Genomic DNA, 25,409 nt, shown 5'->3' with positions numbered 1-25,409 from the left:
CGTGCGCCGCGCCGCTCGCGGGGCCGCTACCAGTAACGTTTACCGCTGTTCCCGACCGTTTTGTCATGCATTTGCCGAGTCCTTATGTCCAATTCGCGCCGCCTGTTTTTCGCCCTGTCCTTGCCTGACGCCCTGCAACAGCAGGTGATCCGCTGGCGCGCCGAGGCGTTTGCGCCGGGGGCCGGCCGGCCGGTGGCGGCGGCCAATTTGCACCTGACGCTGGCGTTTCTCGGCGAGGTCAGCGCGCAGAAAGAACTGGCGCTGCGCAAACTGGCCGGCCGCATCGTGCAACCCGGCTTCAGCATGCGGCTCGACGATCTCGGCCATTGGCCGCGCCCCGGCGTGGTCTGGCTCGGCACCCGCCGCGCGCCGCGCGGGCTGCTGCAGCTGGCCGAGCTGCTGCGTTCGCAGGCCGCCCGCAACGGCTGCCATCAAAGCGCGCTGCCGTTCCATCCGCACATCACGCTGCTGCGCGCCGCCACTCAGCCGGTGGCGCTCCCGCCGGCGACGCCGGGCTGGGCGTTCAGCGCCGACGCCTTTTCCTTATATGAGTCGGTGTTCGAAAACGGCCGCACCCGCTATCAACACCTCGAACAGTGGCCGCTGGCCAAACAGGCATCCGCATGATTTTCTCTCCACCGCTGCGTTCCGCTACGCTGATCAAACGTTACAAACGCTTTCTGGCGGACGTGATCACCCCGGAAGGGGAAACCTTTACGCTGCACTGCGCCAATACCGGCGCCATGACCGGCTGCGCCACGCCCGGCGATACCGTTTGGTACTCCACCTCGGACAATCCCAAGCGCAAATACGCCCACAGTTGGGAGTTGACCCATACCCAACAAGGGCACTGGATCTGCGTCAATACCCTGCGCGCCAACGCGCTGGTGCGCGAGGCGATTGAACATAATTTAATCAATGAATTATCCGGTTACAGTAAAATCAGCGGCGAGGTGAAATACGGCGGTGAAAACAGCCGTATCGATTTGTTATTACAGGCAGAAAATCGGGTTAACTGCTATATTGAAGTTAAGTCAGTCACATTACTGCAACAACAACGTGGTTACTTTCCTGATGCGGTAACGCTCAGAGGGCAAAAGCACCTGCGTGAGTTGCTCAGCGTGGTTGAAAGCGGGCAACGGGCGGTGTTGTTCTTTGCCGTGTTACACAGCGGTATTGAGCAGGTCGCACCGGCACATCATATAGATGAGCGCTATGCGGCGCTGTTGGCACAGGTCCGGCAGTTGGGAGTGGAAGTGGTTTGCTACGGGGCAAAGTTATCACCTGACGGTATTTATCTCTGCGATAAGCTGCCGTTTTTTATCGATTAGCGCAGTCGGGTCCCTATAAATAGACAACCGGCCAGCACGATCGCCAAATACGCCCTCCTTCACACGATTGTCAAGCGGGCGACAGGAATAATTGCCAACCTACCTTCCTTCTGTTATTTATAGCGGCCTGTTTTTCCCCCGCATTGGGGATTCGATAGTGCGTGTGTATGTAGGAGAAGCAACATGCAAGAAGGGCAAAACCGTAAAACCTCGTCCTTGAGCATTCTCGCCATCGCTGGGGTGGAGCCGTACCAAGAGAAGCCGGGCGAAGAGTACATGAACGACGCCCAGTTGTCGCATTTCAAGCGCATTCTTGAAGCGTGGCGCAACCAGCTCAGGGACGAAGTGGACCGTACTGTATCGCATATGCAAGAAGAGGCAGCCAACTTCCCTGATCCGGCCGACCGTGCCACTCAGGAAGAAGAGTTCAGCCTTGAACTGCGTAACCGTGACCGTGAACGCAAACTGATCAAAAAGATCGAAAAAACGCTGAAGAAAGTGGAAGACGATGATTTCGGCTACTGCGAATCTTGTGGCGTGGAGATCGGTATTCGTCGCCTCGAAGCGCGTCCGACCGCCGATCTGTGCATCGACTGCAAGACGCTGGCTGAGATCCGCGAAAAGCAGATGGCCGGCTAATACCGTTGTTATCGCTGCGGCGTGCGCACCCGCGTGCGCCGCACAGAGAAAAGGGAACCTCTCCCCTCTGATATGCAAGAAAGTCATTATGTGGGGCGCTTTGCCCCATCGCCTTCCGGGGATCTGCATTTCGGTTCGCTGATTGCCGCTCTGGGAAGCTACCTTCAGGCTCGCGCCCAACGTGGGCAGTGGCTGGTTCGCATCGAAGATATCGACCCGCCGCGCGAAGTCCCCGGCGCCGCCGCTCGCATCCTGTCCGCGCTGGAACATTATGGTCTCCACTGGGACGGCCAGGTCATCTATCAATCCCAACGTCACGACGCCTATCGCGCCGCGCTGGATCTGTTGCAGCGCCAGGGGCTCAGCTATTACTGCACCTGCACCCGCAGCCGCATCCAGCACATCGGCGGATTGTACGACGGCCACTGCCGCGATTTGCAGCTCGGCCCGCAGGGTGCCGCTATCCGCTTGCGTCAGACCGCCCCCGTTTACCGGTTCAACGATCGCCTGCAGGGAGAATTGCACGCCGATCCGGCGCTGGCGGGGGAAGACTTTATCATTCGCCGCCGCGATGGGCTGTTCGCCTACAACCTGGCGGTGGTGATCGACGACCATTTTCAGGGAGTGACCGAGATTGTCCGCGGCGCCGATCTGATCGAACCGACGGTGCGCCAAATTGCCCTCTACCGCCAGCTGCAGGTGCCGGTGCCCGCCTATGTGCATCTGCCGCTGGCTCTGGGCGCCAACGGCATCAAGCTGTCGAAGCAAAATCATGCGCCGGCGTTGCCCGCCGGCGATCCGCGCCCGGTGCTGATCGCCGCGCTGAAATTTCTGCGCCAACCGCTGCCGGAAAGCTGGCAAGATCTTGACCTGCCATTATTATTGAGCTGGGCGATCGAACACTGGCGGTTGGAAAACGTGCCGCGTCAGGAGGCTATCCCTCTGGATGAAAACACGCCGGCATTCTCAAAGGAGCCATGGTGAGCTATGATTAGCCGCTATTTTTTGTTAGCTCCATTTTTATCAGTCACTATCGAGGTGTACCATTTTTACCCGAGTAGCCAACTTCTGTCGTAAGGTACTGACCCGCGATGACAAGCTGCCCCGCGACGACGCGGCGGCCGGCGATAAAAACGTAGTCCGCGAAGAGCGTGCCGCGGCGCCAAGCCGCCCTGCGCCGCAGCCGCGCGCCGCCGATAACGGCAGCAACGCCCCTGCCCGCCGCTCAACGCCGCGCAAGCGTCCGCCTTTTCCTATCGCCGAGAGCAACGACTCGATGACCGTGATCCCGCGCGAACAGCACGCGATCTCCCGTAAAGACATCAGCGAAAATGCGCTGAAAGTGCTTTATCGCCTGAACAAGTCCGGCTACGAGGCTTATCTGGTCGGCGGCGGGGTGCGCGATCTGTTGCTCGGCAAAAAGCCGAAAGACTTCGACATCACCACCAACGCCACGCCGGAGCAAGTGCGCAAGCTGTTCCGCAACTGCCGCCTGGTCGGCCGCCGTTTCCGCCTGGCGCACGTGATGTTCGGGCCGGAGATCATCGAAGTGGCCACCTTCCGCGGTCACCACGAACAGAATCAGGAATCCGACAAGAATTCCTCCCAGCAGGCGCAAAACGGCATGCTGCTGCGCGACAATATCTTCGGTTCGATCGAGGAAGACGCCCAGCGCCGTGATTTCACCATCAACAGCCTGTACTACGGCGTGGCGGATTTCACCCTGCGCGATTACGTCGGCGGCCTGAACGATCTGAAGCAAGGCGTGATCCGCCTGATCGGCGATCCGGAAACTCGCTACCGCGAAGATCCGGTGCGTATGCTGCGCGCGGTGCGCTTCGCCGCCAAGCTGGACATGCGCATCAGCGAAGAGACCGCCGAGCCGATCCCGCGCCTGGCCTCGCTGCTGCATGAGATCCCGCCGGCGCGTCTGTTCGAAGAATCCCTCAAGCTGCTGCAGGCGGGTTACGGTTTCCAGACCTACCTGAAGCTGTGCGAATACCAGCTGTTCCAACCGCTGTTCCCGCTGATCGCCCGTAACTTCACGCCGAACCACGATACGCCGATGGAGCGCATTCTGGTGCAGGTGCTGAAGAACACCGATCACCGTCTGCAGAACGACATGCGCGTCAACCCGGCGTTCCTGTTCGCCGCCATGCTGTGGTACCCGCTGCTGGAGCACGCGCAGAAGCTGGCGCAGGAAAGCGGCCTAGCCTACTACGACGCCTTCGCGCTGGCAATGAACGACGTACTAGACGAGCAGTGCCGCTCGCTGGCCATCCCGAAACGCATCACCACGCTGGTGCGCGATATCTGGCAGCTGCAGCTGCGCCTGTCCCGCCGCCAGGGCAAACGCGCGCACAAACTGATGGAACATCCGAAATTCCGCGCCGCCTATGATTTGCTGGCGCTGCGTGCGGAAGTGGAAGACAATCAGGAAATGCTGCGTCTGGCCGAGTGGTGGGGCGAGTTCCAGGACGCCACGCCGGCGCGGCAGAAAGCCATGCTGAGCACCCTGGGTGACGATCCGGCGCCGCGTCGCGCGCGCCAACGCCGCCCTCGCCGCCGGGCACCGCGTAAAGAAGGGGCATAATGATCCGCGTTTATATCGCGCTGGGCAGCAACCTGGCGCAGCCGCTGCAACAGGTTAACGCCGCGCTGGAGGCGCTGGAGCATCTCCCGCGCACCCGGCTGGTCACCTGTTCTTCGTTTTACCGCACCAAGCCGCTGGGGCCGCAAAACCAGCCGGACTTTCTCAATGCGGTGGTGGCGCTGGATACCCTGTTGCCGCCCGAACAGCTGCTCGACCATACCCAGGCGATAGAACGCAATCAGGGGCGCGTGCGCAAGGATGAACGCTGGGGGCCGCGCACGCTCGATCTGGACATCATGCTGTACGGCGACAAGGTGATCCATACCGATCGCCTGACGGTGCCGCATTACGGCCTGAAAGAGCGCGAATTCATGCTCTACCCGCTGGCGGAAATCGCCCCCGATCTGATTTTCCCCGATGGCGAACCGCTCGCCAGCTGCCTCAAGCGCGTGCCGGAAAACGGCATGGCGCTGTGGCACTCGCAAAACCGAAATCCTGACCCGCCTACAGCGCCAACCGCGCGACAAATCCCCCCGCCGGGCGATTGGCGAAACTGATCTGTAAACCATGCAAGCCGGCAATACGCTGTACGATCGAGAGCCCCAGCCCGCTGCCGGTCTGTTCCTGCCCCGGCGGGCGATAGAAGCGCTCTCCGAGCCGCGCCAGATGCTCCGTGGTGACACCCGGACCGTCGTCCTCCACCGTCAGCGAACGTTCGCTCAACGTCACGGTGACGACGCCGCCCTGCGGGGTATAGCGCACCGCGTTGTCCAGCAGATTGCGCAACAGCAGCGACAGCAGCAAGGTTTCTCCCTGACGCGGCGGCGGCGTTCCCCGATGTTCATAGCGTAGCGTCACGCCCGCCGCATGCGCCTGCCGATCCTGTTCCGCCAGGGTCATCGTCACCAGATTGTTCCAGTCGATCGGCGCCAGTTCGGCCAGATCCGACAGCGAATCCAGCCGCGACAGCGTCAACAGCTGATCCACCAGCCGGGTGGCGCGATCGATGCCGAGCGTCAGATTGTCCAGCGCGTGCTCGCGCATCGGCGCATCGTCCCCCGCCAGCTGCACCACTTCGGTCTGCACCCGCAGCGCCGCCAGCGGGCTGCGCAACTCGTGCGCGGCATCGGAGGTGAAGCGTCGCTCCCGCACCAGCAAAGCGTTGATGCGGGCAAACAGCGCATTGAGCGCATCCACCAGCGGGCGCACCTCGGGCGGCACCTGGCGCGCGTCCAGCGGCGTCGCATCATCGGGCGCGCGCCGGCGCAAACCGGCGGCTACCGTGCGCAACGGCCGCAGCTCGCGCCCGACCATCAGCGCGATCAGCAGCATCAGCACCGGCAGCGTCGCCAGCCAGGGCACCAGTTGGCCGGTCACCATGCCCAGCGCCATATCGCGCCGGTAATCCCACTCCTGGCCGACCACGATGCGATAGCGCCCGTCCGGGCTGGTCAGCCACACCAGGCGCCAGCTGTCGTCATCGCCTTTGCGCTCGCCGTCGGTAAAACCCTCACGCTCCCCGTCAAACAGGAAGTCGGCACCGTTCTCGCCGTCGTTGAGCAGCATCTTGCCCTGGCGATCGAAGATGGCGAACGCCAGCGCGTCGTCGTCCTGTTCGCCGCGCTTGCCGTGATGCACCAGCTTCTTGGTTTTCGGCAGGCTGCGCGCGCTTTCATCGGCCAACAGATCGCCGAGGTTGGCGGTCGCCAGCCGTTTGGCGAACAGCATCTGCTGGGTGTCGAACACTTCGTTGATGGTGTTGCGCGACATCACCCAGGCCACCACGCTGGCGGTGCACCAGGTCAGCAGCGCCAGCAGGCTGAAGATCAGGATCAGACGCAGCCGCAGGCTGAGACGCTTCACGGCGCATCCCCCAGCGTGTAACCCACGCCGTGGATGGTACGGATGAAGCCGTTACCCAGCTTGCGCCGCAGGTGGTGAATATGCACCTCCACCGCGTTACTGCTCACTTCGTCGTCCCAGTTGTACAGTTTCTCCTGAATCAACGGCCGCGCCAGCACCCGCCCTTTGTTGTGCAAAAACAGCTCCAGCACCGCCAATTCGCGCGGCGTCAGCGTCACCGGTTCGCCGTTGCAGCTCACGCTGCGGGTGGCGCTGTCGAACACCACGTTGCCGTGCGTCAGCTGCGGCATCAGTTGGCCGTGGCGACGGCGGATCAGCGCCTGCAGGCGCGCCGCCACTTCGGCCAGCGCGAACGGCTTGCACAGATAATCGTCGGCGCCGCTTTGCAGCCCGCTGACCCGCTGCTCCAGCGCATCGCGGGCGGTGAGGATCAGCACCGGCACGTCCTGCCCGGCCTGGCGCCACTGGCGCAGCAGATCCAGGCCGTCGAGGCCCGGCAGGCTGAGATCGAGGATCACCGCGTCGTACGGCGCGCTGTCCAGCGCATTTTTGCCGACGGCGCCGTCGGTGAACCAGTCCAGATTGAAGCCGAGTTTGGTCAGCCCGGCCTTGATGCCGTCCCCGATCAGTTTGTCATCTTCGATCAACAGAATTCGCATGAGTATCCCTTTTGAGTCTTGGCGCCATTGCACCACAAGGTTCTTAAGAACCGCTTAAGCATGGCGATCCGCGCTACCCACCCCGATCGGGTTACAGTAGAATGACTGCACTTTTTTGCAGCCTGGGCCTGCGTACGCCGCACGGCCCGTTTCAGGAGACGTTGTGATGAAACCCACCACCGTGACCCACTTGCGCCAGTGGAAACAGGAGCAACGCAAGTTTGCTACCCTTACCGCCTACGATGCCAGCTTTGCCAAACTGTTTGAAGAGCAAGGCATCAAAGTCCTGTTGGTGGGCGATTCGCTGGGCATGACGCTGCAGGGCCACGACTCCACGCTGCCGGTCACCGTCGCCGACGTGGCCTATCACACGCGCGCCGTGCGCCGCGGCGCGCCGGCCTGCCTGCTGTTGGCCGATCTGCCGTTCATGAGTTACGCCACCCCGGAACAGACCTTCGCCAACGCCGCCGAGCTGATGCGCGCCGGCGCCAACATGGTGAAACTGGAAGGCGGCAGCTGGTTGTGCGACACGGTGAAAATGCTCGCCGAGCGCGCGGTGCCGGTATGCGGCCACCTGGGCCTGACGCCGCAGTCGGTCAACGTGTTCGGCGGTTATAAGGTGCAAGGGCGCGACGAACTGGCCGCCAAGCAGCTGTTGCAGGACGCGCAGAATCTGGAACTGGCCGGCATTCAGCTGCTGGTGCTGGAATGCGTGCCGACCGAGCTGGCGCGCCAGATCACCGAAGCGCTGTCCATTCCGGTCATCGGCATCGGCGCCGGCAACGGCACCGACGGCCAGATCCTGGTGATGCACGACGCCTTCGGCATCACCGGCGGCCACACGCCGAAGTTCGCCAAGAACTTCCTGGCGCAGAGCGGCGATATCCGCACGGCGGTGCAGCACTACATTCAGGAAGTGGAGCAAGGCCTCTACCCGGCGGCTGAACACTCTTTTAACTAAGCGATGGTTCCAGGAGTCACCCAATGATTATTATCGAAACCCTGCCGATGCTGCGTCAGCAGATCCGCCGCTGGCGCCAGGAAGGCAAACGCATCGCGCTGGTGCCGACCATGGGCAACCTGCACGACGGCCACATGACGCTGGTCGATGAAGCGCGCGCCCGCGCCGACGTGGTGGTGGTGAGCATCTTCGTTAACCCGATGCAGTTCGATCGCCCGGACGATCTGGCGCGCTACCCGCGCACGCTGCAGGAAGACAGCGAAAAGCTGACCCGCCGCGGCGTCGATCTGGTGTTCGCGCCGGCCCCGGCCGCGGTTTATCCGCAGGGCCTGGAGCAGCAGACCTACGTCGACGTGCCGGGCATCTCCACCATCCTGGAAGGCGCCAGCCGGCCGGGCCACTTCCGCGGCGTTTCCACCATCGTCAGCAAGCTGTTCAACCTGGTGCAGCCTGATTTGGCCTGTTTCGGCGAGAAGGATTACCAACAGCTGGCGTTGATCCGCAAAATGGTGGCGGACATGGGTTACGACATCGATATCGTCGGCGTGCCGACCGTGCGCGCCAAAGACGGCCTGGCCCTCAGCTCGCGCAACGGCTACCTGACCGCCGAAGAGCGCAAGGTAGCGCCGCAGCTAAGCAAGATCATGAACGCGCTGGCGCAACAGCTGGCCAATGGCGAGCGCCAGATCGAAGCGCTGCTGGAGCAGACCGCCGAGCAGCTGCGCGCCGCCGGCTTTACGCCGGATGAGCTGTTTATTCGCGACGCCGACAGCCTGCAGCCGCTGACGGTGGACAGCCGGCGAGCGGTGGTGCTGATGGCAGCCTGGCTGGGCAAGGCGCGTCTTATCGACAACCAGCAGGTCGACCTGACGCTGTAAGCCGTTTTTTATACTATCGTCACCCAGAATGCCTGACCATTGGTAGACAATGGCGGAGCAATCGGTGACGATAGAGATTGCAGGGATGCAGGAGAGATGTTCAACCCCAGCGCCTGTGAAGGCCGATATTCAGTTAGGTAAAGCTATGATACGTACTATGCTGCAAGGCAAGCTGCATCGCGTCAAAGTCACTCAGGCTGACTTGCACTATGAAGGCTCCTGCGCCATCGACCAGGATTTCCTGGAGGCCGCCGGCATTCTGGAATATGAAGCGATCGATATTTACAACGTGGATAACGGCCAGCGCTTCTCCACCTACGCCATCGCCGCCGAGCGCGGTTCGCGCATCATTTCGGTCAACGGCGCCGCCGCGCGCTGCGCCTGCGTCGGCGACAAACTGATCATCTGCTCCTATGTGCAAATGACCGACGCCGACGCCCGCCAACACCACCCGAAAGTCGCCTATTTCGAAGGTGACAACAACCTGCAGCGCAAGGCGAAAGCCGTGCCGGTTCAGGTCGCCTGACAATAAAACGGGCGCCTTGCGCGCCCGTTCTTCCTTATTGCACCACCACCGTGCCCGGCTTGTTGGCTATCCGATCCGCCATGGTCTGGATCGAGTCGGTGCGCAGAATATACAGCCGCTTTAGCGTATAGGGGTTATCCCCCGGCTTTACCTTGCCCTGCACCGTGGTCACCGCCAGATGGAAACCGGCGTCCTGCGCCGCCTGAATCGCCCGTTGGTTATAGCCGCCGAACGGGTAAGACAGATACAGCACGTGCGGATTGAACTGCGACAGCGCGCGGCGTGAGCGCTCAAAATCAAACTCGATATTGTGCAGCGAACGGCTCAGCAAAATCGGCTGGCGATTACCGTCGGTGCGGTGCAGGAAATGGGTATGCGACTGCACGTCGAACACGTCCTGAATCTGCTTGAGCTCCGAGACGCTCATAAACTGCAGCGAGTCCGGGTTCCATTTCTGCGGATGGCGTTTGATGCGCGAAGAGATGATGAACGCCGTGGCGCGGAAACCGTAATCCTTCAATACCGGGTAAGCGTAGCGATACACCGATTTCAGCCCGTCGTCGAAGGTCAGCACGACCGCCTTGCCCGGCAGGTTGATCTGATTTTTCAGGTAAGCTTCCAGCTGGTACAGCGAAATGGTGTCGTAGCCCGCCTGCTTCAGGTAGGTCATCTGGTTGCTGAACGCCACGTCTGAAGTGGTGGTCGAGGTGTGGCGGAAGCGTTTGTTCTCTTCGTTTTTCAGCAGGTGGTGGTAAGTCAGCACCGGTATGCCGTTATCGATCTCGCAGTCCAACTCATTAATGAACCCCAGCCGCTCGCCGATGTTGACTTCGTACCAGGTGTTGTTCAGGCGATCCTTCAGCTTGCCGATGATCGGATAGCGCAGGTTGCCTTCCAGCGTGCCCAATACCTCGCTGTCCTTGTCCGCTGCGGTGTATACGTCGATCGTTTTTTGCGTGATCAGATTCTGGTTGGTCAGCGGTTTGTTCAGCTCGCCCAGATCGTCTTGCACCTTGCGCGACTTCTTCAATTCACGCACGTCGTCTTTATCGATAAAGCCGGTACCGTGCCCGAATTTGAATTCGTAGTATTCCGCATCCGCCGGGAAGACTTGGAGCAGTTGCCCGCGCTTCACTTCCCCTACCGGGATCACATGCTCGCCCACCAACGCATAGACTTCGCTATCGCGCTGCGCTTCCATGTATTCAGATTTAACCGCGCTGTCTTCCGACAGCAGACTAGCCAGGCTCACAGGGGAAACCAACGACATCAGAATGCCGAGCAACCCAGCCGTTAACGTGTATTGAGACCGCATGATGATGTTCTGCTTACGAGTGCGTAATGACAAAAGTGGAGGAAATGTGGAGCGCCAGCATAGCACGATTTGAACAGCGGGGAACTAGCGGTTATTTGAGCAATTCTATTGATTTACGCGCCGCCTGCGCCAAATCAAGAAAAGCGCCCCCGCCGGGAAAGCGAGGGCGCGATACGATCAGCTGCGCAGGCCGCGGCCGCGCTCGATCAGGTACCAGGACAGCAGGTAAAACACCGCGATAAACGCCACCAACACCGCCATGGTGAACGCCAGCGGCACGTCGTTGATGCCGAGGAAACCGTAGCGGAAGCCGCTGATCATATAAACGATGGGGTTCAGCTTGGACACCGCCTGCCAGAATGGCGGCAGCAGCGACAACGAGTAGAACACCCCGCCCAGGTAAGTCAGCGGCGTCAGCACGAAGGTCGGGATCAGGCTGATGTCGTCGAAAGTAGTGGCGAACACCGCATTGATCAGCCCCGCCAGCGAGAACAGGATCGCCGTCAGCAGCAGCGTCAGCGCAATCACCCACCAGGCGTGCACCTGCAGCGGCACGAAGAACAGTGAGATGATGGTCACCAGTACGCCGACGCAGATGCCGCGCGCCACGCCGCCGCCGACATAGCCGGCGATCACCACGTGGGTCGGCACCGGCGCCACCAGCAGTTCCTCAATGTTGCGCTGAAACTTGGCGCTGAAGAACGACGAGGCGACGTTGGCATAGGAGTTGGTGATCACCGCCATCATGATAAGGCCGGGCACGATGAACTGCATGTAGCTGAAGCCGTGCATATCGCCAATGCGCGAGCCGATCAGGTTACCGAAGATGATGAAGTACAGCGTCATGGTGATCACCGGCGGCACCAGGGTCTGGATCCAGATGCGCGCGAACCGGTTTACCTCTTTGGCCCAGATGCTCTGTAAGGCCACCCAATACAAACGCGTCATGCTTTCTCTCCATTGCCGTTAACCAGGGTGACAAACAGCTCTTCCAGGCGGTTCGCCTTATTGCGCATGCTCAGCACCTGCACGCCCTGCGCGCTCAGCTGGGCGAACAGGCCGTTCAGCCCCTGCTCGCGCATCACCTCCACTTCCAGCGTCGAGGTATCCGTCAGGCGGCTGTGGTAACCGTCCAGCTTCGGCAGCGGGCTCTTCGCCGCCAGATCGAGGATGAAGGTTTCCGACTTCAGCTTGGCCAGCAGCCCCTTCATCGAGGTGTTTTCCACCAGTTCCCCGTTCTGGATGATGCCGATGTTGCGGCACAGCATTTCCGCCTCTTCCAGATAGTGGGTGGTGAGGATAATGGTGGTGCCCTGGGCGTTCAGATCTTTCAGGAAGCCCCACATCGAGCGACGCAGCTCAATATCCACCCCGGCGGTCGGCTCATCGAGGATCAGTAGCTTCGGCTGATGCATCAGCGCGCGGGCGATCATCAGGCGGCGCTTCATGCCGCCGGACAGCATGCGGGCACGCTCGTTGCGCTTGCCCCACAGATCCAGCTGATTGAGGTATTTTTCGGCGCGCGCCATCGCTTCACGCCGCGTGACGCCGTAGTAGCCCGCCTGATTCACCACGATCTGCAACACGGTCTCAAACGGATTGAAGTTGAACTCCTGCGGCACCAGGCCGAGCTGGCGCTTGGCGTTGACGATGTCTTTATCGATGTCGTAACCGAATACCCGTACGCTGCCGGCCGTTTTGTTCACCAGCGAGCTGATGATGCCGATGGTGGTGGACTTTCCGGCGCCGTTTGGCCCCAGCAGGGCATAAAAGTCCCCCGCTTCGACGCTCAGGTCGATGCCGCGCAGCGCCTTGACGCCACCGGCGTAAGTCTTGGTCAGCTGCGCTAATTCCAGTGCATAATTCATATGTAAAATAGTACCTTATAACGATGAGTATGCCGCCACTCCCCTGTTTGCGAGGCTTGAAACACTAACGATAATCCTAGCATCGGCGACGTTTTCACTGCGTCGAATCCGTGCGCTAAATGAGGCTGCACCACTGTTCCGATTTCCAAATTGTGACGCTTACCCTATATTACCCCAACGCAATCTGTCCGTTACGGGTCAATCACCTCCATGAAAGAAATCGAAGAGCTTATCGCCAACAACCAGGCCTGGTCGGCCAATATCAGTCAGGAAGACCCGGATTTTTTTGAACGTTTAGCCCAGGCGCAAAAGCCCCGCTTCTTATGGATTGGTTGCTCTGACAGCCGCGTTCCCGCAGAACGCCTGACCGGCCTCGAGCCGGGTGAACTGTTCGTCCATCGCAACGTGGCGAACCTCGTTATCCACACCGATCTTAACTGCCTGTCGGTGGTGCAGTATGCGGTAGATGTGCTGGAAGTCGAACACATCATCATCTGTGGCCACCTGGGCTGCGGCGGCGTGCAGGCGGCGGTGGAAAACCCGGAGCTGGGTTTGATCGACAACTGGCTGCTGCACATTCGCGATCTGTGGTACAAGCACAGCTCGCTGCTGGGCGAGCTGCCGCCGGAACAGCGTTTCGACATGCTGTGCGAGATCAACGTCATTGAACAGGTGTACAACCTGGGCCACTCCACCATCATGCAATCGGCCTGGAAGCGCGGCCAGAAGGTGATGATCCACGGTTGGGTGTACGGCATTCAGGACGGCCGCCTGCGCGATATGGAAGTGCTGGCGACCAGCCGCGAGAGCCTGGAGATGGGCTACCGCAAAGCGATAGCCAAACTGAAGCAGGATAAAGGCGTATAACCCCGCCGCGGGCGCGGCTTGCCGCGCCCCACATCCAATTACTCGTCCAGCAGCACCACTTTGCCGACGTACGGCAGGTGACGATAACGCTGAGCGTAGTCGATGCCATACCCCACCACGAACTCATCCGGGATCGAGAAGCCGACATATTCAACCGGCACCTGCACTTCACGGCGCTCAGGTTTGTCCAGCAAGGTGCAAATCGCCAGCGACTTCGGCCCGCGCAGCGCCAAAATCTCGCGCACTTTGTTCAGCGTGTTACCGGAATCGATGATGTCTTCCACGATCAGCACGTCTTTGCCGCGAATGTCTTCGTCCAGATCCTTGAGGATCTTCACGTCGCGGGTGGTGGACATGCCGCTGCCGTAGCTGGAGGCGGTCATAAAGTCGACTTCGTGCGGCACGTCGATCGCGCGGCACAGATCGGCCATGAACATGAAGGAGCCGCGCAGCAGCCCGACCAGCACCATGTCGCTGCCGCTGTCGCGGTAATGCTCGGTGATCTGGCGGCCAAGTTCGGCGATACGGGTCTTAACTTCCTGCTCGGAAATCATTACGTCTACAGTGTGTTTCATAGTATTCAGGTCAGTTGCCGGAAGAAAGGCGCAGAGTTTAGCATAGCCTTTCGCCGGTGGCGACGCGAGCGCGCCGCCACATGAGCGCCGGGCCGCGATCATTCGTCGACGGTAAAGCCCATCATCATGCCGGTATCTTCGTGTTCCAGCAGGTGGCAGTGGGCCATATACGCATGTTCGCTGCTGGCCGGATGATCGAAGCGCACCAGCACTTCGCTGCGCCACCCTTCGACGCGCACCGTGTCCTTCCAGCCGCTGCGATGCGCCGCCGGCGGTTTACCGTTTTCCGACAGGATACGGAACTGGGTGCCGTGAATGTGGAACGGATGCAACATCATGTCGCCCTCGCCGGAAATGGTCCATTTCTCATACTGGCCGCGTTTGGCGGCGAACATCGGCTTGGTCATGTCGAAGGCCTTGCCATTGATCATGTTGCCGTGGCTGAAGTCGAACGGTTTGGCTTTGCCCTGCGCGCCGCCGTGATCCATCCCGGCCATCTTGCCATGATCCATGCCTTTCATGTTGCCGTGATCCATGCCCTGCATGCCGCCCTTTTCCATGCCTTTCATGTTACCGTGGTCCATGCCTTGCATGTCTGCGCCACCCGTCGCGCCATGATTCATGCTCATGCCGGCCATCGCCTGGTGGCCATAGCGATCCATCAGCGCCTGCATACCCAGCATATCCAGCTGCGGATCCATCATCAGCTGCAGCCAACGCTCCTGGATGCCGGCAGTGGCAGGCAATGTCGGCAGCTTCACCAGGCTGTCCGGCATGGCTTTAATGCCCTGCGCCAGCGAGGGCTGAATGCGCAGCACCGGCAGCGGTTGATCGAACGGCGCCAGCGTCATGCCCATCTGCTTCACCGGCAGCGTCACGATATCGAATGCTTTCCCGTCGGAGGCATCGACCAGTACTTCAAAGCGTTCGCCCATCAGCATCGGCAGCTCGGTCAGCTTCACCGGCTCCGCCAGGAAACCGCCGTCGCTGGCGATGACGTACAGCGGACGGTTGTCACTGGCCGCCAGATTCAGCGAACGGGCGTTGCAACCGTTGAGGAAACGCAAACGCAGCCAACCGCGCGGCGCCAGATGTTGCGGATACTGCGCGCCGTTGGTAAACATGCGATCGCCAAACCAGCCCACCGCCGCGCTCATCACGTCCAGGCGGTATTCGATCTGCGCGTCTTTGCCCAGCCGCTTATCCTGCAGGATCACCGGAATATCATCCTGCCCCCAGGTTTTCGGCAGCGGCAGTTTGGCGCTTTCGTCGTCTTCCAGCAGCACCAGCCCCGCCAGCCCCATCATCACCTGGCTGCCGGTTTTACCGTGCGTATGCGGGTGGAACCAGCAGGTGGCCGCCGGTTGATCAACGGTGAAATTCACCGTGCGCGTCGCGCCAGGATGGATCAGCGCCTGCGGGCCGCCATCGACGTCGCCGGGAATTTCCAGGCCGTGCCAGTGGACGGTACTGGCCTCCGCCAGGCGGTTTTTGATATCGACCGTCACCGGCTGGCCACGCTGCAGCTTCACCGCCGGCCCGAGCAGCGCGCCGTTGAATCCCCAGGTTTTGGTGGCGGCGCCGGGCAACCAGCGGGTTTCCCCCGCCTGCAGCGCCAGCGCAATCTTTCCCTGCGCGTCGGGCGTCAACAACGGCGGTACCGGCAGGGCCGGCCTATCGGCCGCCCAGGCGGCTCGGCTCCATAACGGCAATGCGCTCGCCGCGCCCAGCGCGGCGGTTAATTTAATAAAATCACGGCGTAACATCGCTGACTCCCTTTTCTCAGTGACATAACTCAATGCCGCCAGCCTAAACCTTCCCCCTGGCGGAAGGTCAAGCCTTTCCTGGCGGTATTTTAAGCTATGCCTCACAATCAAGAGAGTGTGACTGGCAAGCGCGACGCCGGCCCGCCGGCAATAAAATTTGGTGCCTTTACAGACAAGTGTGGTAACGTCAGCAGACGACAAACAGGCCTATTTCATGATGAAAAAAACAACGTTATCGATGCTGTTGCTGGCGATGCTGGGCTTCTCCAACGCCAGTCTGGCGCTGAATGAATCCGAGGCGGAAGATCTGGCCGATCTGACGGCGGTATTTATTTATTTGAAAAATGATTGCGGCTACAACGATTTGCCAAACGCGCAAATCAAACGCGCCATTGTCTATTTCGCGCAACAAAACCGCTGGGATTTGAGCAACTACAACAGTTTCAATATGAAGGCGCTGGGCGAAGACAGCTATCGCGATCTCAGCGGCATCGCCATTCCAACGCCCAAGAAGTGCAAATCGCTGGCGCGCGACTCGTTGAGCCTGCTGGCCTACGCCAATTAATTCTTTCCCCTTCTCCCATCCGCTTAACGCTCTCTCTGTCTGAAATTCAACCGTGCATCGCCAGGCAGAGTTAGCTATGATGTTGCGCCGATTTTTCATGGCTGTTATTACGGAGTTTCCCGCACATGACCCAGAAAGAAATTTGGTACGAAACGCTGCATACGGGCTTCGGCCAGTACTTCTCGGTAGAGAAGGTGCTGTACCGCGAGAAGACCGATCATCAGGATCTGGTGATCTTCGAGAACCCGGAGCTGGGGCGCGTGATGGCGCTAGACGGCGTGGTGCAAACCACCGAGCGTGACGAGTTCATCTATCACGAAATGCTGACCCACGTGCCGCTGCTGGCGCACGGCCGGGCGAAGAAAGTGCTGATCATCGGCGGCGGCGACGGCGGCATGCTGCGCGAAGTCAGCCGGCACCCTGGCGTGGAGCAGATCACCATGGTCGAGATCGACGCCGGCGTCGTCGAGTTCTGCCGCCAATACCTGCCCAACCACAGCGCCGGCGCCTATGACGATCCGCGCTTCAAGCTGGTGATCGACGACGGCGTCAACTTCGTGAATCAAACCGACGAAACGTTCGATGTGATCATCTCCGACTGCACCGATCCGATCGGCCCCGGCGAAAGCCTGTTCACCTCGGCGTTTTATGAAGGCTGCGCCCGCTGCCTGAATGAGGGCGGCATTTTCGTCGCGCAGAACGGCGTCTGTTTCCTGCAGCAGGACGAGGCGGTCAACAGCCACGCCAAACTGAGCCGCTACTTTAGCGACGTCAGCTTCTATCAGGCGGCGATCCCGACCTATTACGGCGGCATCATGACCTTTGCCTGGGCGAGCCAGGACCCGGCGCTGCGCCAGCGCGATCTGCCTGCCCTGCAACAGCGCTTTAACCAAAGCGGCCTACACTGCCGTTATTACAACCCGGCAATTCACGTCGGCAGCTTTGCCCTGCCGCAATATTTGCTCAATGCCCTGAACGTAACACGTTAAGCGAGAAGATAAAGGAGGTGGCCCAAATTGCATAAGCTAAAACTGCACGGCTTCAACAACCTGACCAAGAGCCTGAGTTTTTGTATTTACGATATTTGTTACGCCAAAACCGCGGACGATCGCGACGGCTATATCGCCTACATAGACGAACAATATAACGCCAACCGGTTAACCGAGATCCTGAGCGAAACCTGCTCGATCATCGGCGCCAATATTCTGAACATCGCGCGTCAGGACTACGAGCCGCAGGGCGCCAGCGTCACCATCCTGGTCAGCGAAGAGCCGATCGATCCGAAAGACGTCGATACGTCGGAACACCCCGGTCCACTGCCGAATACGGTCGTCGCGCACCTGGACAAGAGCCATATCTGCGTGCACACCTACCCGGAAAGCCATCCGGAAGGCGGGTTGTGCACCTTCCGCGCCGATATCGAGGTCTCGACCTGCGGCGTCATTTCGCCCCTCAAGGCGCTGAACTACTTAATTCACCAGTTGGAATCCGACATCGTCACCATGGACTATCGCGTGCGCGGTTTTACCCGCGACGTGAACGGCGTGAAACATTACATCGATCATGAGATCAATTCGATCCAGAACTTTATGTCGGAAGACATCAAGGCGCTGTACCACATGATGGACGTGAACGTTTACCAGGAAAATATCTTCCATACCAAGATGTTGCTGAAGGACTTCGATCTGAAGCACTACCTGTTTAACGCGGAGCCGGAGGCGTTGAGCGCCGCCGAACGCAAGCAGATCACCGATCTGTTATGGAAAGAGATGCAGGAAATCTATTACGGCCGCAATATTCCGCATCTGTGATGGAAAGGGCGCGGCACGCCGCGCCCTGATGCTTAGTACTTCAGCATGAAAGAACGATAGGCTTTCAACACCAGCAGGAAATCCTCAACGCCGCAGAATGAGAGGCTTTCTTCGTCGTAATAGTTCATCCCCTCTTCCATTTCATCGCCCTCGAACTCCAGCTGATTGGCGCGGATCATCACTTCTTCACCATCCATCAGCAGCGTATATTCATGGCCTTCCAGCTGCCATTGACGCTCGCTGCCTTTGACCTCGGCCGCACCGGCTTCAATGCGGTCCAGCAGGTTGAAATCGCCTTTGACTTCTTCGTTGATCCAGTGGCCAATCGCCTCATGCCCCATCGAAAATCTGACGATCACCTGACCGGTGACGTCACGCAGAAATTCGTAATCCATAGCATGCCCTCCTGAGCCCTTTTTCTTAGTGTAAACATAAATGGCGGACTAACTCAGTGAGCGCTCGCAAAGTTGGCAACTGAGCAAAATAAAACGGGAGGCCAAGGCCTCCCGTTAAACAGTTGCGCAATATAGCGGCTTAAACGGCGGTTTGGAAGATCACGCCGTCGGCTTTTTCGGTGTACTGCCCCAGCTGGTCAAAGTTCAGGTAGCGGTAGGTATCCGCCGCCGTCTTGTCGACCTGCGCCATATAGGTCTGGTACTCGTCCGGCGTCGGCAGGCGGCCCAGCAGGGACGCTACCGCGGCCAGTTCGGCAGACGCCAGATAGACGTTAGCGCCGGTGCCCAGACGGTTCGGGAAGTTACGGGTTGAGGTGGAAACCACCGTCGCGCCGTCCGCCACGCGCGCCTGGTTGCCCATGCACAGTGAGCAGCCCGGGATCTCGATACGCGCGCCGCTCTTGCCGAAGACGCTGTAGTAGCCTTCTTCGGTCAGCTGAGCCGCATCCATCTTGGTTGGCGGCGCCACCCACAGACGGGTCGGCAACTGGCCCTTGTGCTGATCCAGCAGCTTGCCGGCCGCGCGGAAGTGGCCGATGTTGGTCATGCAAGAGCCGATGAACACTTCATCGATCTTGCTGTTGGCCACGTCGGACAGCAGGCGTGCGTCGTCAGGATCGTTCGGCGCACACAGGATCGGCTCTTTGATCTCGTTCAGATCGATGTCGATCACCGCTGCGTATTCCGCATCCGCATCGCCTTCCAGCAGTTGCGGATCCGCCAGCCATTTTTCCATGCCCTGAATACGGCGCTCCAGCGTACGGCGATCGCCGTAGCCTTCGGAGATCATCCACTTCAGCAGCACGATGTTGGAGTTCAGGTACTCTTCGATCGGCGCCTTGTCCAGCTTGATGGTACAACCGGCGGCGGAACGTTCGGCGGACGCATCAGTCAGCTCAAACGCCTGCTCGACCTTCAGATCCGGCAGGCCTTCGATCTCCAGAATGCGGCCGGAGAAGATGTTTTTCTTGCCCTTCTTCTCGACGGTCAGCAGACCTTGCTGGATCGCGTAGTAAGGGATGGCGTGCACCAAATCGCGCAGGGTGATGCCCGGCTGCATTTTGCCTTTGAAGCGCACCAGCACCGACTCAGGCATATCCAGCGGCATCACGCCGGTCGCGGCGGCAAACGCCACCAGGCCGGAACCGGCCGGGAAGGAGATGCCGATCGGGAAGCGGGTGTGGGAATCGCCGCCGGTGCCGACGGTGTCAGGCAGCAGCATGCGGTTCAGCCAGGAGTGGATCACGCCGTCGCCCGGGCGCAGCGAGACGCCGCCGCGGTTCATGATGAAATCAGGCAGCGTGTGGTGCGTGGTCACGTCGACCGGTTTCGGGTACGCAGCGGTGTGGCAGAACGACTGCATGACCAGATCGGCGGAGAAGCCGAGGCAGGCCAGGTCTTTCAGCTCATCGCGGGTCATCGGGCCAGTGGTGTCCTGAGAGCCGACGGAGGTCATCTTCGGTTCGCAGTATTCGCCAGGGCGAATGCCGGCGACGCCGCAGGCGCGGCCGACCATTTTCTGCGCCAGCGAGAAGCCTTTGCTGCTGGCGGCAACCGGTTTGGCGATGCGGAACACGTCGCTGTGCGGCAGGCCCAGCGCTTCGCGCGCCTTGGTGGTCAGGCCGCGGCCGATGATCAGCGGGATACGGCCGCCGGCGCGCACTTCATCCAGCAGCACGTCGGTTTTCAGCTCGAAGTTGGCGATCAGCGCGCCGGTTTCGTGGTTGCGCACTTCACCTTTGTACGGGTAAACGTCAATCACGTCGCCCATGTTCAGCTCGGACACGTCCACTTCGATCGGCAAAGCGCCGGCATCTTCCATGGTGTTGAAGAAGATAGGCGCAATCTTGCCGCCCAGCACCACGCCGCCGCCGCGCTTGTTCGGCACGTGCGGGATGTCGTCGCCCATGAACCACAGCACCGAGTTGGTGGCGGATTTACGGGAGGAGCCGGTGCCGACCACGTCGCCGACGTAGGCCAGCGGGAAGCCTTTCTTGTTCAGCAGCTCGATCTGTTTGATCGGGCCGACGCTGCCAGGCTGATCCGGCACGATGCCTTCACGTTCGTTTTTCAGCATCGCCAGCGCGTGCAGCGGGATGTCCGGGCGCGACCAGGCGTCCGGCGCCGGAGACAGGTCGTCGGTGTTGGTTTCGCCGGTGACTTTGAACACGGTGACGGTGATCTTTTCCGCCAGCTCCGGGCGCGACAGGTACCATTCGGCGTCGGCCCAGGACTGCATGATCTGTTTGGCGTGCGGGTTACCGGCCTTGGCCTTCTCTTCCACGTCGTAGAAGTTGTCGAACATCAGCAGCGTGTGGGACAGCGCTTTGGCGGCGATCGGCGCCAGCTTCTCGTTGTCCAGCGCTTCGATCAGCGGATGAATGTTATAGCCACCCTGCATGGTGCCTAACAGTTCAATGGCTTTCTCGGGGGTAACCAGGGGGGATGTCGCTTCACCTTTGGCGATGGCCGCCAGGAAACCTGCTTTGACGTAGGCGGCTTCGTCGACGCCCGGTGGAACACGGTTAATCAGCAGGTCTAACAGGAATTCTTCTTCGCCTTTTGGCGGATTCTTCAGTAGTTCGACCAGCGCGGCCATTTGGGTGGCGTCTAGCGGCTTAGGGGCGATGCCCTCAGCAGCACGCTCGGCTACGTGCTTACGGTATTCTTCTAGCACGACGTTCTCCTCGCTCTCATTGTCATTTATTGTGCCTGGCGTATATGCAAACCGGGTTTATACCCTTTGGGTTTCACTCTGTGGCTAGGCGATCGGCCCGTAAAGGCCCCGAAACGGTGATTGGGGCAAACAAGCACGGTCAAACAGCGTTACAGCATGAAAGACTGATGGGTAGAGCGCACGGCGATATTGATGCCATCTATCCTGACGGGGCACTGCTGTCGATGTCCTGGACTGTAAGGTACAGTGCCCGGTTCCGCTCAGCCAGCATATCAGGATTTGAAACGGTTGTTAATTCGTTCACATAAAAGCAACATTAAATCTTTGCTGAATCGTTGAGCGCAGCGTAATCGGCTGCCGGACTAGCAGGACATTATATCCATATAATTAGAGTGGATATAAGCATAAGAATCGGAATTTGGCGCAGCGGCCACAAAAAACCGCGTTCTGCATCTGAGCAAAAAAAACGGCCCCTTTTCAGGAGCCGCTTGATGACCGGTCAAACCAGCAGAATTACTTCTTCTTGGCTTTCGGGTTAGGCAGATCGGTGATGCTGCCTTCGTAGATTTCCGCCGCCAGGCCCACGGATTCGTGCAGGGTCGGGTGAGCGTGGATGGTCAGCGCGATGTCTTCCGCGTCGCAGCCCATCTCGATAGCCAGACCGATTTCACCCAGCAGCTCGCCGCCGTTGGTGCCGACAATCGCGCCACCGATGATGCGGTGAGTTTCTTTGTCGAAGATCAGTTTGGTCATGCCGTCTGCACAGTCGGAAGCGATCGCACGGCCGGAAGCCGCCCACGGGAAGGTGGAGGTTTCGTAGCTGATGCCTTTCTCTTTCGCTTCTTTCTCGGTCAGACCCACCCACGCCACTTCCGGCTCGGTGTAAGCGATGGATGGGATCACTTTCGGATCGAAGTAGTGCTTCATGCCGGCGATAACTTCTGCGGCGACGTGGCCTTCGTGCACGCCTTTGTGCGCCAGCATCGGCTGGCCGACGATGTCGCCGATGGCGAAGATGTGCGGCACGTTGGTGCGCAGCTGTTTGTCGACGTTGATAAAGCCACGCTCGTCAACTTCAACACCGGCTTTGCCGGCATCCAGCAGTTTGCCGTTCGGCACGCGGCCGATCGCCACCAGCACCGCGTCGTAACGCTGTGGTTCTGCCGGCGCTTTTTTACCTTCCATCGTGACGTAGATGCCGTCTTCTTTGGCTTCTACCGCGGTCACTTTGGTTTCCAGCATCAGGTTGAACTGCTTGCTGATACGTTTGGTGAAGACTTTCACCACGTCTTTATCTGCCGCCGGGATAACCTGATCGAACATTTCAACCACGTCGATCTGTGAACCCAGCGCATGGTATACGGTGCCCATTTCCAGGCCGATGATGCCGCCGCCCATAACCAGCAGACGCTCTGGGACGGTTTTCAGTTCCAGCGCATCGGTAGAATCCCACACGCGTGGATCTTCATGAGGAATGAATGGCAGTTGGATCGGACGAGAACCTGCGGCGATGATGGCGTTGTCGAAGTTGATGGTGGTTGGGCCGTTTTCGCCTTCCACAACCAGGGTGTTAGCGCCGGTGAACTTGCCCAGGCCGTTGACCACTTTCACTTTACGGCCTTTGGCCATGCCAGCCAGACCGCCGGTCAGCTGAGTGATGACTTTTTCTTTCCAGACGCGCACTTTGTCGATGTCGGTTTTCGGCTCGCCGAAAACGATGCCGTGTTCGGCCAGCGCTTTGGCTTCTTCGATCACTTTGGCAACGTGCAGCAGTGCTTTGGAAGGGATACATCCCACGTTCAGGCAAACCCCGCCCAGAGTGGAATAACGTTCAACCAGAACGGTTTCAAGACCTAAGTCAGCGCAACGAAAGGCTGCAGAGTAACCTGCCGGGCCCGCCCCAAGTACCACGACCTGAGTTTTAATTTCAGTACTCATCATGACCTCTTAATTGATTGTCCGGCGGGTCAGACGTCATTTTTATTGCTAATCGATCTCATAACGCCCTTCATCCACCGGGACGCTTACACCGCGAGCAGTTTACAGAATTGTTAATAATCTGCAAAGCGTGTTCGAGTGACCCGTGTCTCAACAATTTTGTCGAGTTATGCAAAATCCGACAAAACTGCTACAGAATCGTCAGGGGCGCAGCATGCTGCGCCCCTTTTGCATTACATCACCAGACGGCGAATGTCGGACAACATGTTGTTGATGATGGTGATGAAGCGCGCACCATCGGCACCGTCGATAACGCGGTGGTCGAAGGACAGCGACATCGGCATCATCAGGCGCGGCATGAACTCTTTACCGTTCCAGACCGGCTCCATCGCAGACTTGGAGACGCCCAGGATAGCCACTTCCGGCGCGTTGACGATCGGCGCGAAGTGAGTCGTCCCGATACCGCCCAGGCTGGAGATGGTGAAGCAGCCGCCCTGCATCTCGCCCGCGGTCAGCTTGCCGTCGCGCGCTTTCTTGGAGATGGTCATCAGCTCGCGAGACAGCTCGGTGATGCTCTTCTTGTTCACGTCCTTGAACACCGGAACCACCAGGCCGTTCGGGGTATCTACCGCCACGCCGATGTTGATGTATTTCTTCAGCGTCAGCTTCTGGCCATCTTCGGACAGCGAGCTGTTGAAGCGCGGCATCTGCTCCAGAGCGGCAGCAACGGCTTTCATGATGAACACGACAGGCGTGAACTTCACGTCCAGCTTGCGCTTGGCCGCTTCTTCGTTCTGCTGCTTGCGGAACGCTTCCAGATCGGTGATGTCGGTTTTGTCGAAGTGAGTCACGTGCGGGATCATCACCCAGTTGCGGCTCAGGTTCGCGCCAGAGATCTTCTGGATGCGGCCCATTTCGACTTCTTCGATCTCGCCGAACTTGCTGAAGTCCACTTTCGGCCATGGCAGCATGCCCGGCAGACCGCCGCCGGCAGCAGCCGGGGCCGCTTCAGCGCGTTTCACCGCGTCTTTCACGTAAGCCTGAACGTCTTCGCGCAGGATGCGGCCTTTACGACCGGTGCCTTTCACTTTCGCCAGGTTAACGCCGAATTCACGCGCCAGACGACGAATGACCGGAGTCGCGTGCACGTAGGCCGCGTTCTCGGCGAACTCGCCTTTGTCTTCAGCTTTCGCAGCCGGAGCGGCGGCTTTAGCGGCGGCCGGCGCCGGCGCAGCGTCCGCTTTAGCGGCTGGCGCGGCGGCAGCGGCAGGCGCAGCGCCTTCCACTTCGAACACCATGATCAGGGAGCCGGTTTTCACTTTGTCGCCGGTCGCGATCTTGATCTCTTTCACGGTGCCCGCGAACGGCGCTGGCACTTCCATAGAGGCCTTGTCGCCTTCCACGGTGATCAGAGACTGCTCGGCGGCAACCTTGTCGCCTACCTTGACCATCACTTCGGTCACTTCGACTTCGTCACCGCCGATGTCCGGCACGGCGACGTCTTTGGCCGCAGAGGCCGCAGGCGCTGCAGCGGCAGCCGGTGCTTCAGCCGCAGCCGGGGCGGCAGCGGAAGCGGCGCCGGCCACTTCGAACACCATGATCAGGGAACCGGTTTTCACTTTGTCGCCGGTCGCGATCTTGATCTCTTTCACGGTACCCGCGAACGGCGCAGGGACTTCCATGGAAGCCTTGTCGCCTTCCACAGTGATCAGGGACTGCTCGGCTTCCACCTTGTCGCCCACTTTCACCAGGATCTCGGTCACTTCGACTTCGTCGGCGCCGATGTCAGGCACGGCAACGTCTTTGGCAGCAGAGGCAGCCGGAGCAGCTGCTGCCGCCGCCGGTTTTTCTTCCGCTTTCGCCGCCGGAGCAGCTTCCGCTGCGCCTGCCGCTTCGAAGATCATGATCAGTTTGCCGGTTTCGGTTTTATCGCCGACCGCCACTTTGATCTCTTTCACCACGCCCGCCTGCGGGGAGGGCACTTCCATGGAAGCCTTGTCGCCTTCCACGGTGATCAGCGATTGTTCCGCTTCAACTTTATCGCCGACCTTCACCAGAATCTCGGTGATTTCGACTTCATCTGCACCGATGTCCGGTACGTTGATTTCGATAGACATTATTC

The 25,409-nt window shown here is 59.8% G+C and carries 23 protein-coding genes and 1 pseudogene; 13 read left to right on the top strand and 11 right to left on the bottom strand.

Going from position 1 to position 25,409, the window contains the following annotated elements; genetic code table 11:
- The first annotated feature begins 84 nt into the window (after nt 1-84).
- The 6 genes and pseudogenes from thpR to folK all read left to right on the top strand — a co-directional run.
- Nucleotides 85-627 carry an RNA 2',3'-cyclic phosphodiesterase gene (gene thpR, locus ACMGF7_RS11650; protein WP_015379023.1) on the top strand — a complete coding sequence of 181 codons (543 nt, stop codon included), beginning with the start codon at nt 85-87 and terminating at the stop codon, nt 625-627.
- Entirely contained in the window at nt 624-1,331 is a 708-nt protein-coding gene (sfsA, locus tag ACMGF7_RS11645; protein WP_004937572.1) for a DNA/RNA nuclease SfsA, read from the top strand. Before thpR ends, sfsA begins: the two co-directional genes overlap by 4 nt.
- Nucleotides 1,332-1,514: 183 nt before the next feature.
- A complete protein-coding gene (gene dksA / locus ACMGF7_RS11640) occupies nt 1,515-1,970 on the top strand; it encodes an RNA polymerase-binding protein DksA (protein ID WP_004937569.1) in 456 nt (151 codons plus the stop codon).
- 72 nt (nt 1,971-2,042) lie between these two features.
- Nucleotides 2,043-2,954 carry a tRNA glutamyl-Q(34) synthetase GluQRS gene (gene gluQRS / locus ACMGF7_RS11635; RefSeq protein WP_164095568.1) on the top strand — a complete coding sequence of 304 codons (912 nt, stop codon included), beginning with the start codon at nt 2,043-2,045 and terminating at the stop codon, nt 2,952-2,954.
- Nucleotides 2,955-3,015: 61 nt separating this feature from the next.
- The gene (gene pcnB / locus ACMGF7_RS11630) at nt 3,016-4,563 is read left to right on the top strand and encodes a polynucleotide adenylyltransferase PcnB (RefSeq protein ID WP_075201870.1); all 1,548 of its coding nucleotides are present in this window, start codon (nt 3,016-3,018) and stop codon (nt 4,561-4,563) included.
- Nucleotides 4,563-5,039, top strand: a pseudogene (folK, locus tag ACMGF7_RS11625) (2-amino-4-hydroxy-6-hydroxymethyldihydropteridine diphosphokinase); the annotation flags it as partial. The gene pcnB and the pseudogene folK, both read left to right, overlap by 1 nt.
- A gap of 28 nt (nt 5,040-5,067) precedes the next feature.
- On the opposite strand, the gene qseC reads toward folK, so the two are convergent.
- Both qseC and qseB read right to left on the bottom strand, forming a co-directional pair.
- Nucleotides 5,068-6,426: a quorum sensing histidine kinase QseC gene (gene qseC, locus ACMGF7_RS11620; protein WP_164095569.1), complete on the bottom strand. Its 1,359-nt coding sequence runs from the start codon at nt 6,424-6,426 to the stop codon at nt 5,068-5,070.
- Nucleotides 6,423-7,085, bottom strand: a complete 663-nt coding sequence (gene qseB, locus ACMGF7_RS11615; protein ID WP_004937550.1) for a quorum sensing response regulator transcription factor QseB — start codon at nt 7,083-7,085, stop codon at nt 6,423-6,425. Before qseB ends, qseC begins: the two co-directional genes overlap by 4 nt.
- Before the next feature lie 166 nt (nt 7,086-7,251).
- Here qseB and panB point away from each other — a divergent pair, with 166 nt between their 5' ends.
- From panB to panD, 3 genes are all read left to right on the top strand, one after another.
- The gene (panB, locus tag ACMGF7_RS11610) at nt 7,252-8,046 is read left to right on the top strand and encodes a 3-methyl-2-oxobutanoate hydroxymethyltransferase (RefSeq protein WP_004937548.1); all 795 of its coding nucleotides are present in this window, start codon (nt 7,252-7,254) and stop codon (nt 8,044-8,046) included.
- Between the two features lie 23 nt (nt 8,047-8,069).
- Nucleotides 8,070-8,924 (top strand): pantoate--beta-alanine ligase, encoded by an 855-nt coding sequence (gene panC, locus ACMGF7_RS11605; RefSeq protein WP_048325348.1) that lies wholly within the window; start codon nt 8,070-8,072, stop codon nt 8,922-8,924.
- Between the two features lie 145 nt (nt 8,925-9,069).
- Nucleotides 9,070-9,450, top strand: a complete 381-nt coding sequence (gene panD, locus ACMGF7_RS11600) for an aspartate 1-decarboxylase (protein WP_004937544.1) — start codon at nt 9,070-9,072, stop codon at nt 9,448-9,450.
- Between the two features lie 34 nt (nt 9,451-9,484).
- Here panD and ACMGF7_RS11595 read toward each other — a convergent pair whose 3' ends face one another.
- The 3 genes from ACMGF7_RS11595 to ACMGF7_RS11585 all read right to left on the bottom strand — a co-directional run bounded on the left by ACMGF7_RS11595 (nt 9,485) and on the right by ACMGF7_RS11585 (nt 12,633).
- Nucleotides 9,485-10,765 carry a polysaccharide deacetylase family protein gene (locus tag ACMGF7_RS11595; protein ID WP_015379029.1) on the bottom strand — a complete coding sequence of 427 codons (1,281 nt, stop codon included), beginning with the start codon at nt 10,763-10,765 and terminating at the stop codon, nt 9,485-9,487.
- A 177-nt stretch (nt 10,766-10,942) separates the two neighbouring features.
- Nucleotides 10,943-11,713 carry an ABC transporter permease gene (locus ACMGF7_RS11590; protein WP_004937535.1) on the bottom strand — a complete coding sequence of 257 codons (771 nt, stop codon included), beginning with the start codon at nt 11,711-11,713 and terminating at the stop codon, nt 10,943-10,945.
- Nucleotides 11,710-12,633 (bottom strand): ABC transporter ATP-binding protein, encoded by a 924-nt coding sequence (locus tag ACMGF7_RS11585; RefSeq protein ID WP_021504747.1) that lies wholly within the window; start codon nt 12,631-12,633, stop codon nt 11,710-11,712. The genes ACMGF7_RS11590 and ACMGF7_RS11585 overlap by 4 nt, the downstream gene beginning before the upstream one ends.
- A gap of 210 nt (nt 12,634-12,843) precedes the next feature.
- On the opposite strand from ACMGF7_RS11585, the gene can reads away from it, so the two are divergent.
- Nucleotides 12,844-13,500: a carbonate dehydratase gene (gene can, locus ACMGF7_RS11580; protein ID WP_015379031.1), complete on the top strand. Its 657-nt coding sequence runs from the start codon at nt 12,844-12,846 to the stop codon at nt 13,498-13,500.
- A 38-nt stretch (nt 13,501-13,538) separates the two neighbouring features.
- Here the strand turns inward: can and hpt are convergent, their stop codons facing one another.
- Nucleotides 13,539-14,075 carry a hypoxanthine phosphoribosyltransferase gene (gene hpt, locus ACMGF7_RS11575; protein ID WP_048234659.1) on the bottom strand — a complete coding sequence of 179 codons (537 nt, stop codon included), beginning with the start codon at nt 14,073-14,075 and terminating at the stop codon, nt 13,539-13,541.
- 98 nt (nt 14,076-14,173) lie between these two features.
- On the bottom strand, nt 14,174-15,841 hold the full coding sequence (gene cueO / locus ACMGF7_RS11570; protein ID WP_164095571.1) for a multicopper oxidase CueO: 1,668 nt from the start codon (nt 15,839-15,841) through the stop codon (nt 14,174-14,176).
- A 217-nt stretch (nt 15,842-16,058) separates the two neighbouring features.
- On the opposite strand from cueO, the gene ACMGF7_RS11565 reads away from it, so the two are divergent.
- The 3 genes from ACMGF7_RS11565 (at nt 16,059) to speD (ending at nt 18,217) form a co-directional block, all read left to right on the top strand.
- Nucleotides 16,059-16,406: a YacC family pilotin-like protein gene (locus ACMGF7_RS11565; RefSeq protein WP_004937515.1), complete on the top strand. Its 348-nt coding sequence runs from the start codon at nt 16,059-16,061 to the stop codon at nt 16,404-16,406.
- 125 nt (nt 16,407-16,531) lie between these two features.
- Complete coding sequence (gene speE, locus ACMGF7_RS11560; protein WP_004937512.1) at nt 16,532-17,395, top strand: polyamine aminopropyltransferase; 864 nt, start codon at nt 16,532-16,534, stop codon at nt 17,393-17,395.
- A 27-nt stretch (nt 17,396-17,422) separates the two neighbouring features.
- Nucleotides 17,423-18,217, top strand: coding sequence for an adenosylmethionine decarboxylase (gene speD, locus ACMGF7_RS11555; RefSeq protein WP_004937510.1), 795 nt, complete (start codon nt 17,423-17,425; stop codon nt 18,215-18,217).
- 32 nt (nt 18,218-18,249) lie between these two features.
- On the opposite strand, the gene yacL is transcribed toward speD, so the two are convergent.
- The 4 genes from yacL to aceF all read right to left on the bottom strand — a co-directional run bounded on the left by yacL (nt 18,250) and on the right by aceF (nt 25,404).
- Nucleotides 18,250-18,612 carry a protein YacL gene (gene yacL / locus ACMGF7_RS11550; protein WP_004937507.1) on the bottom strand — a complete coding sequence of 121 codons (363 nt, stop codon included), beginning with the start codon at nt 18,610-18,612 and terminating at the stop codon, nt 18,250-18,252.
- Between the two features lie 139 nt (nt 18,613-18,751).
- Complete coding sequence (gene acnB / locus ACMGF7_RS11545; RefSeq protein WP_004937504.1) at nt 18,752-21,349, bottom strand: bifunctional aconitate hydratase 2/2-methylisocitrate dehydratase; 2,598 nt, start codon at nt 21,347-21,349, stop codon at nt 18,752-18,754.
- Nucleotides 21,350-21,862: 513 nt separating this feature from the next.
- Nucleotides 21,863-23,287 (bottom strand): dihydrolipoyl dehydrogenase, encoded by a 1,425-nt coding sequence (gene lpdA / locus ACMGF7_RS11540; protein WP_004937500.1) that lies wholly within the window; start codon nt 23,285-23,287, stop codon nt 21,863-21,865.
- A gap of 233 nt (nt 23,288-23,520) precedes the next feature.
- Nucleotides 23,521-25,404, bottom strand: a complete 1,884-nt coding sequence (gene aceF, locus ACMGF7_RS11535) for a pyruvate dehydrogenase complex dihydrolipoyllysine-residue acetyltransferase (protein WP_075684628.1) — start codon at nt 25,402-25,404, stop codon at nt 23,521-23,523.
- Nucleotides 25,405-25,409 lie beyond the last annotated feature (5 nt).

The organism is Serratia sp. BNK-17 (genome assembly GCF_048684935.1).
Lineage (GTDB): Bacteria > Pseudomonadota > Gammaproteobacteria > Enterobacterales > Enterobacteriaceae > Serratia > Serratia nematodiphila.
The sequence above is the reverse complement of the archived record's forward strand: the minus strand, read 5'-3'. Positions and strand labels throughout refer to the sequence as shown.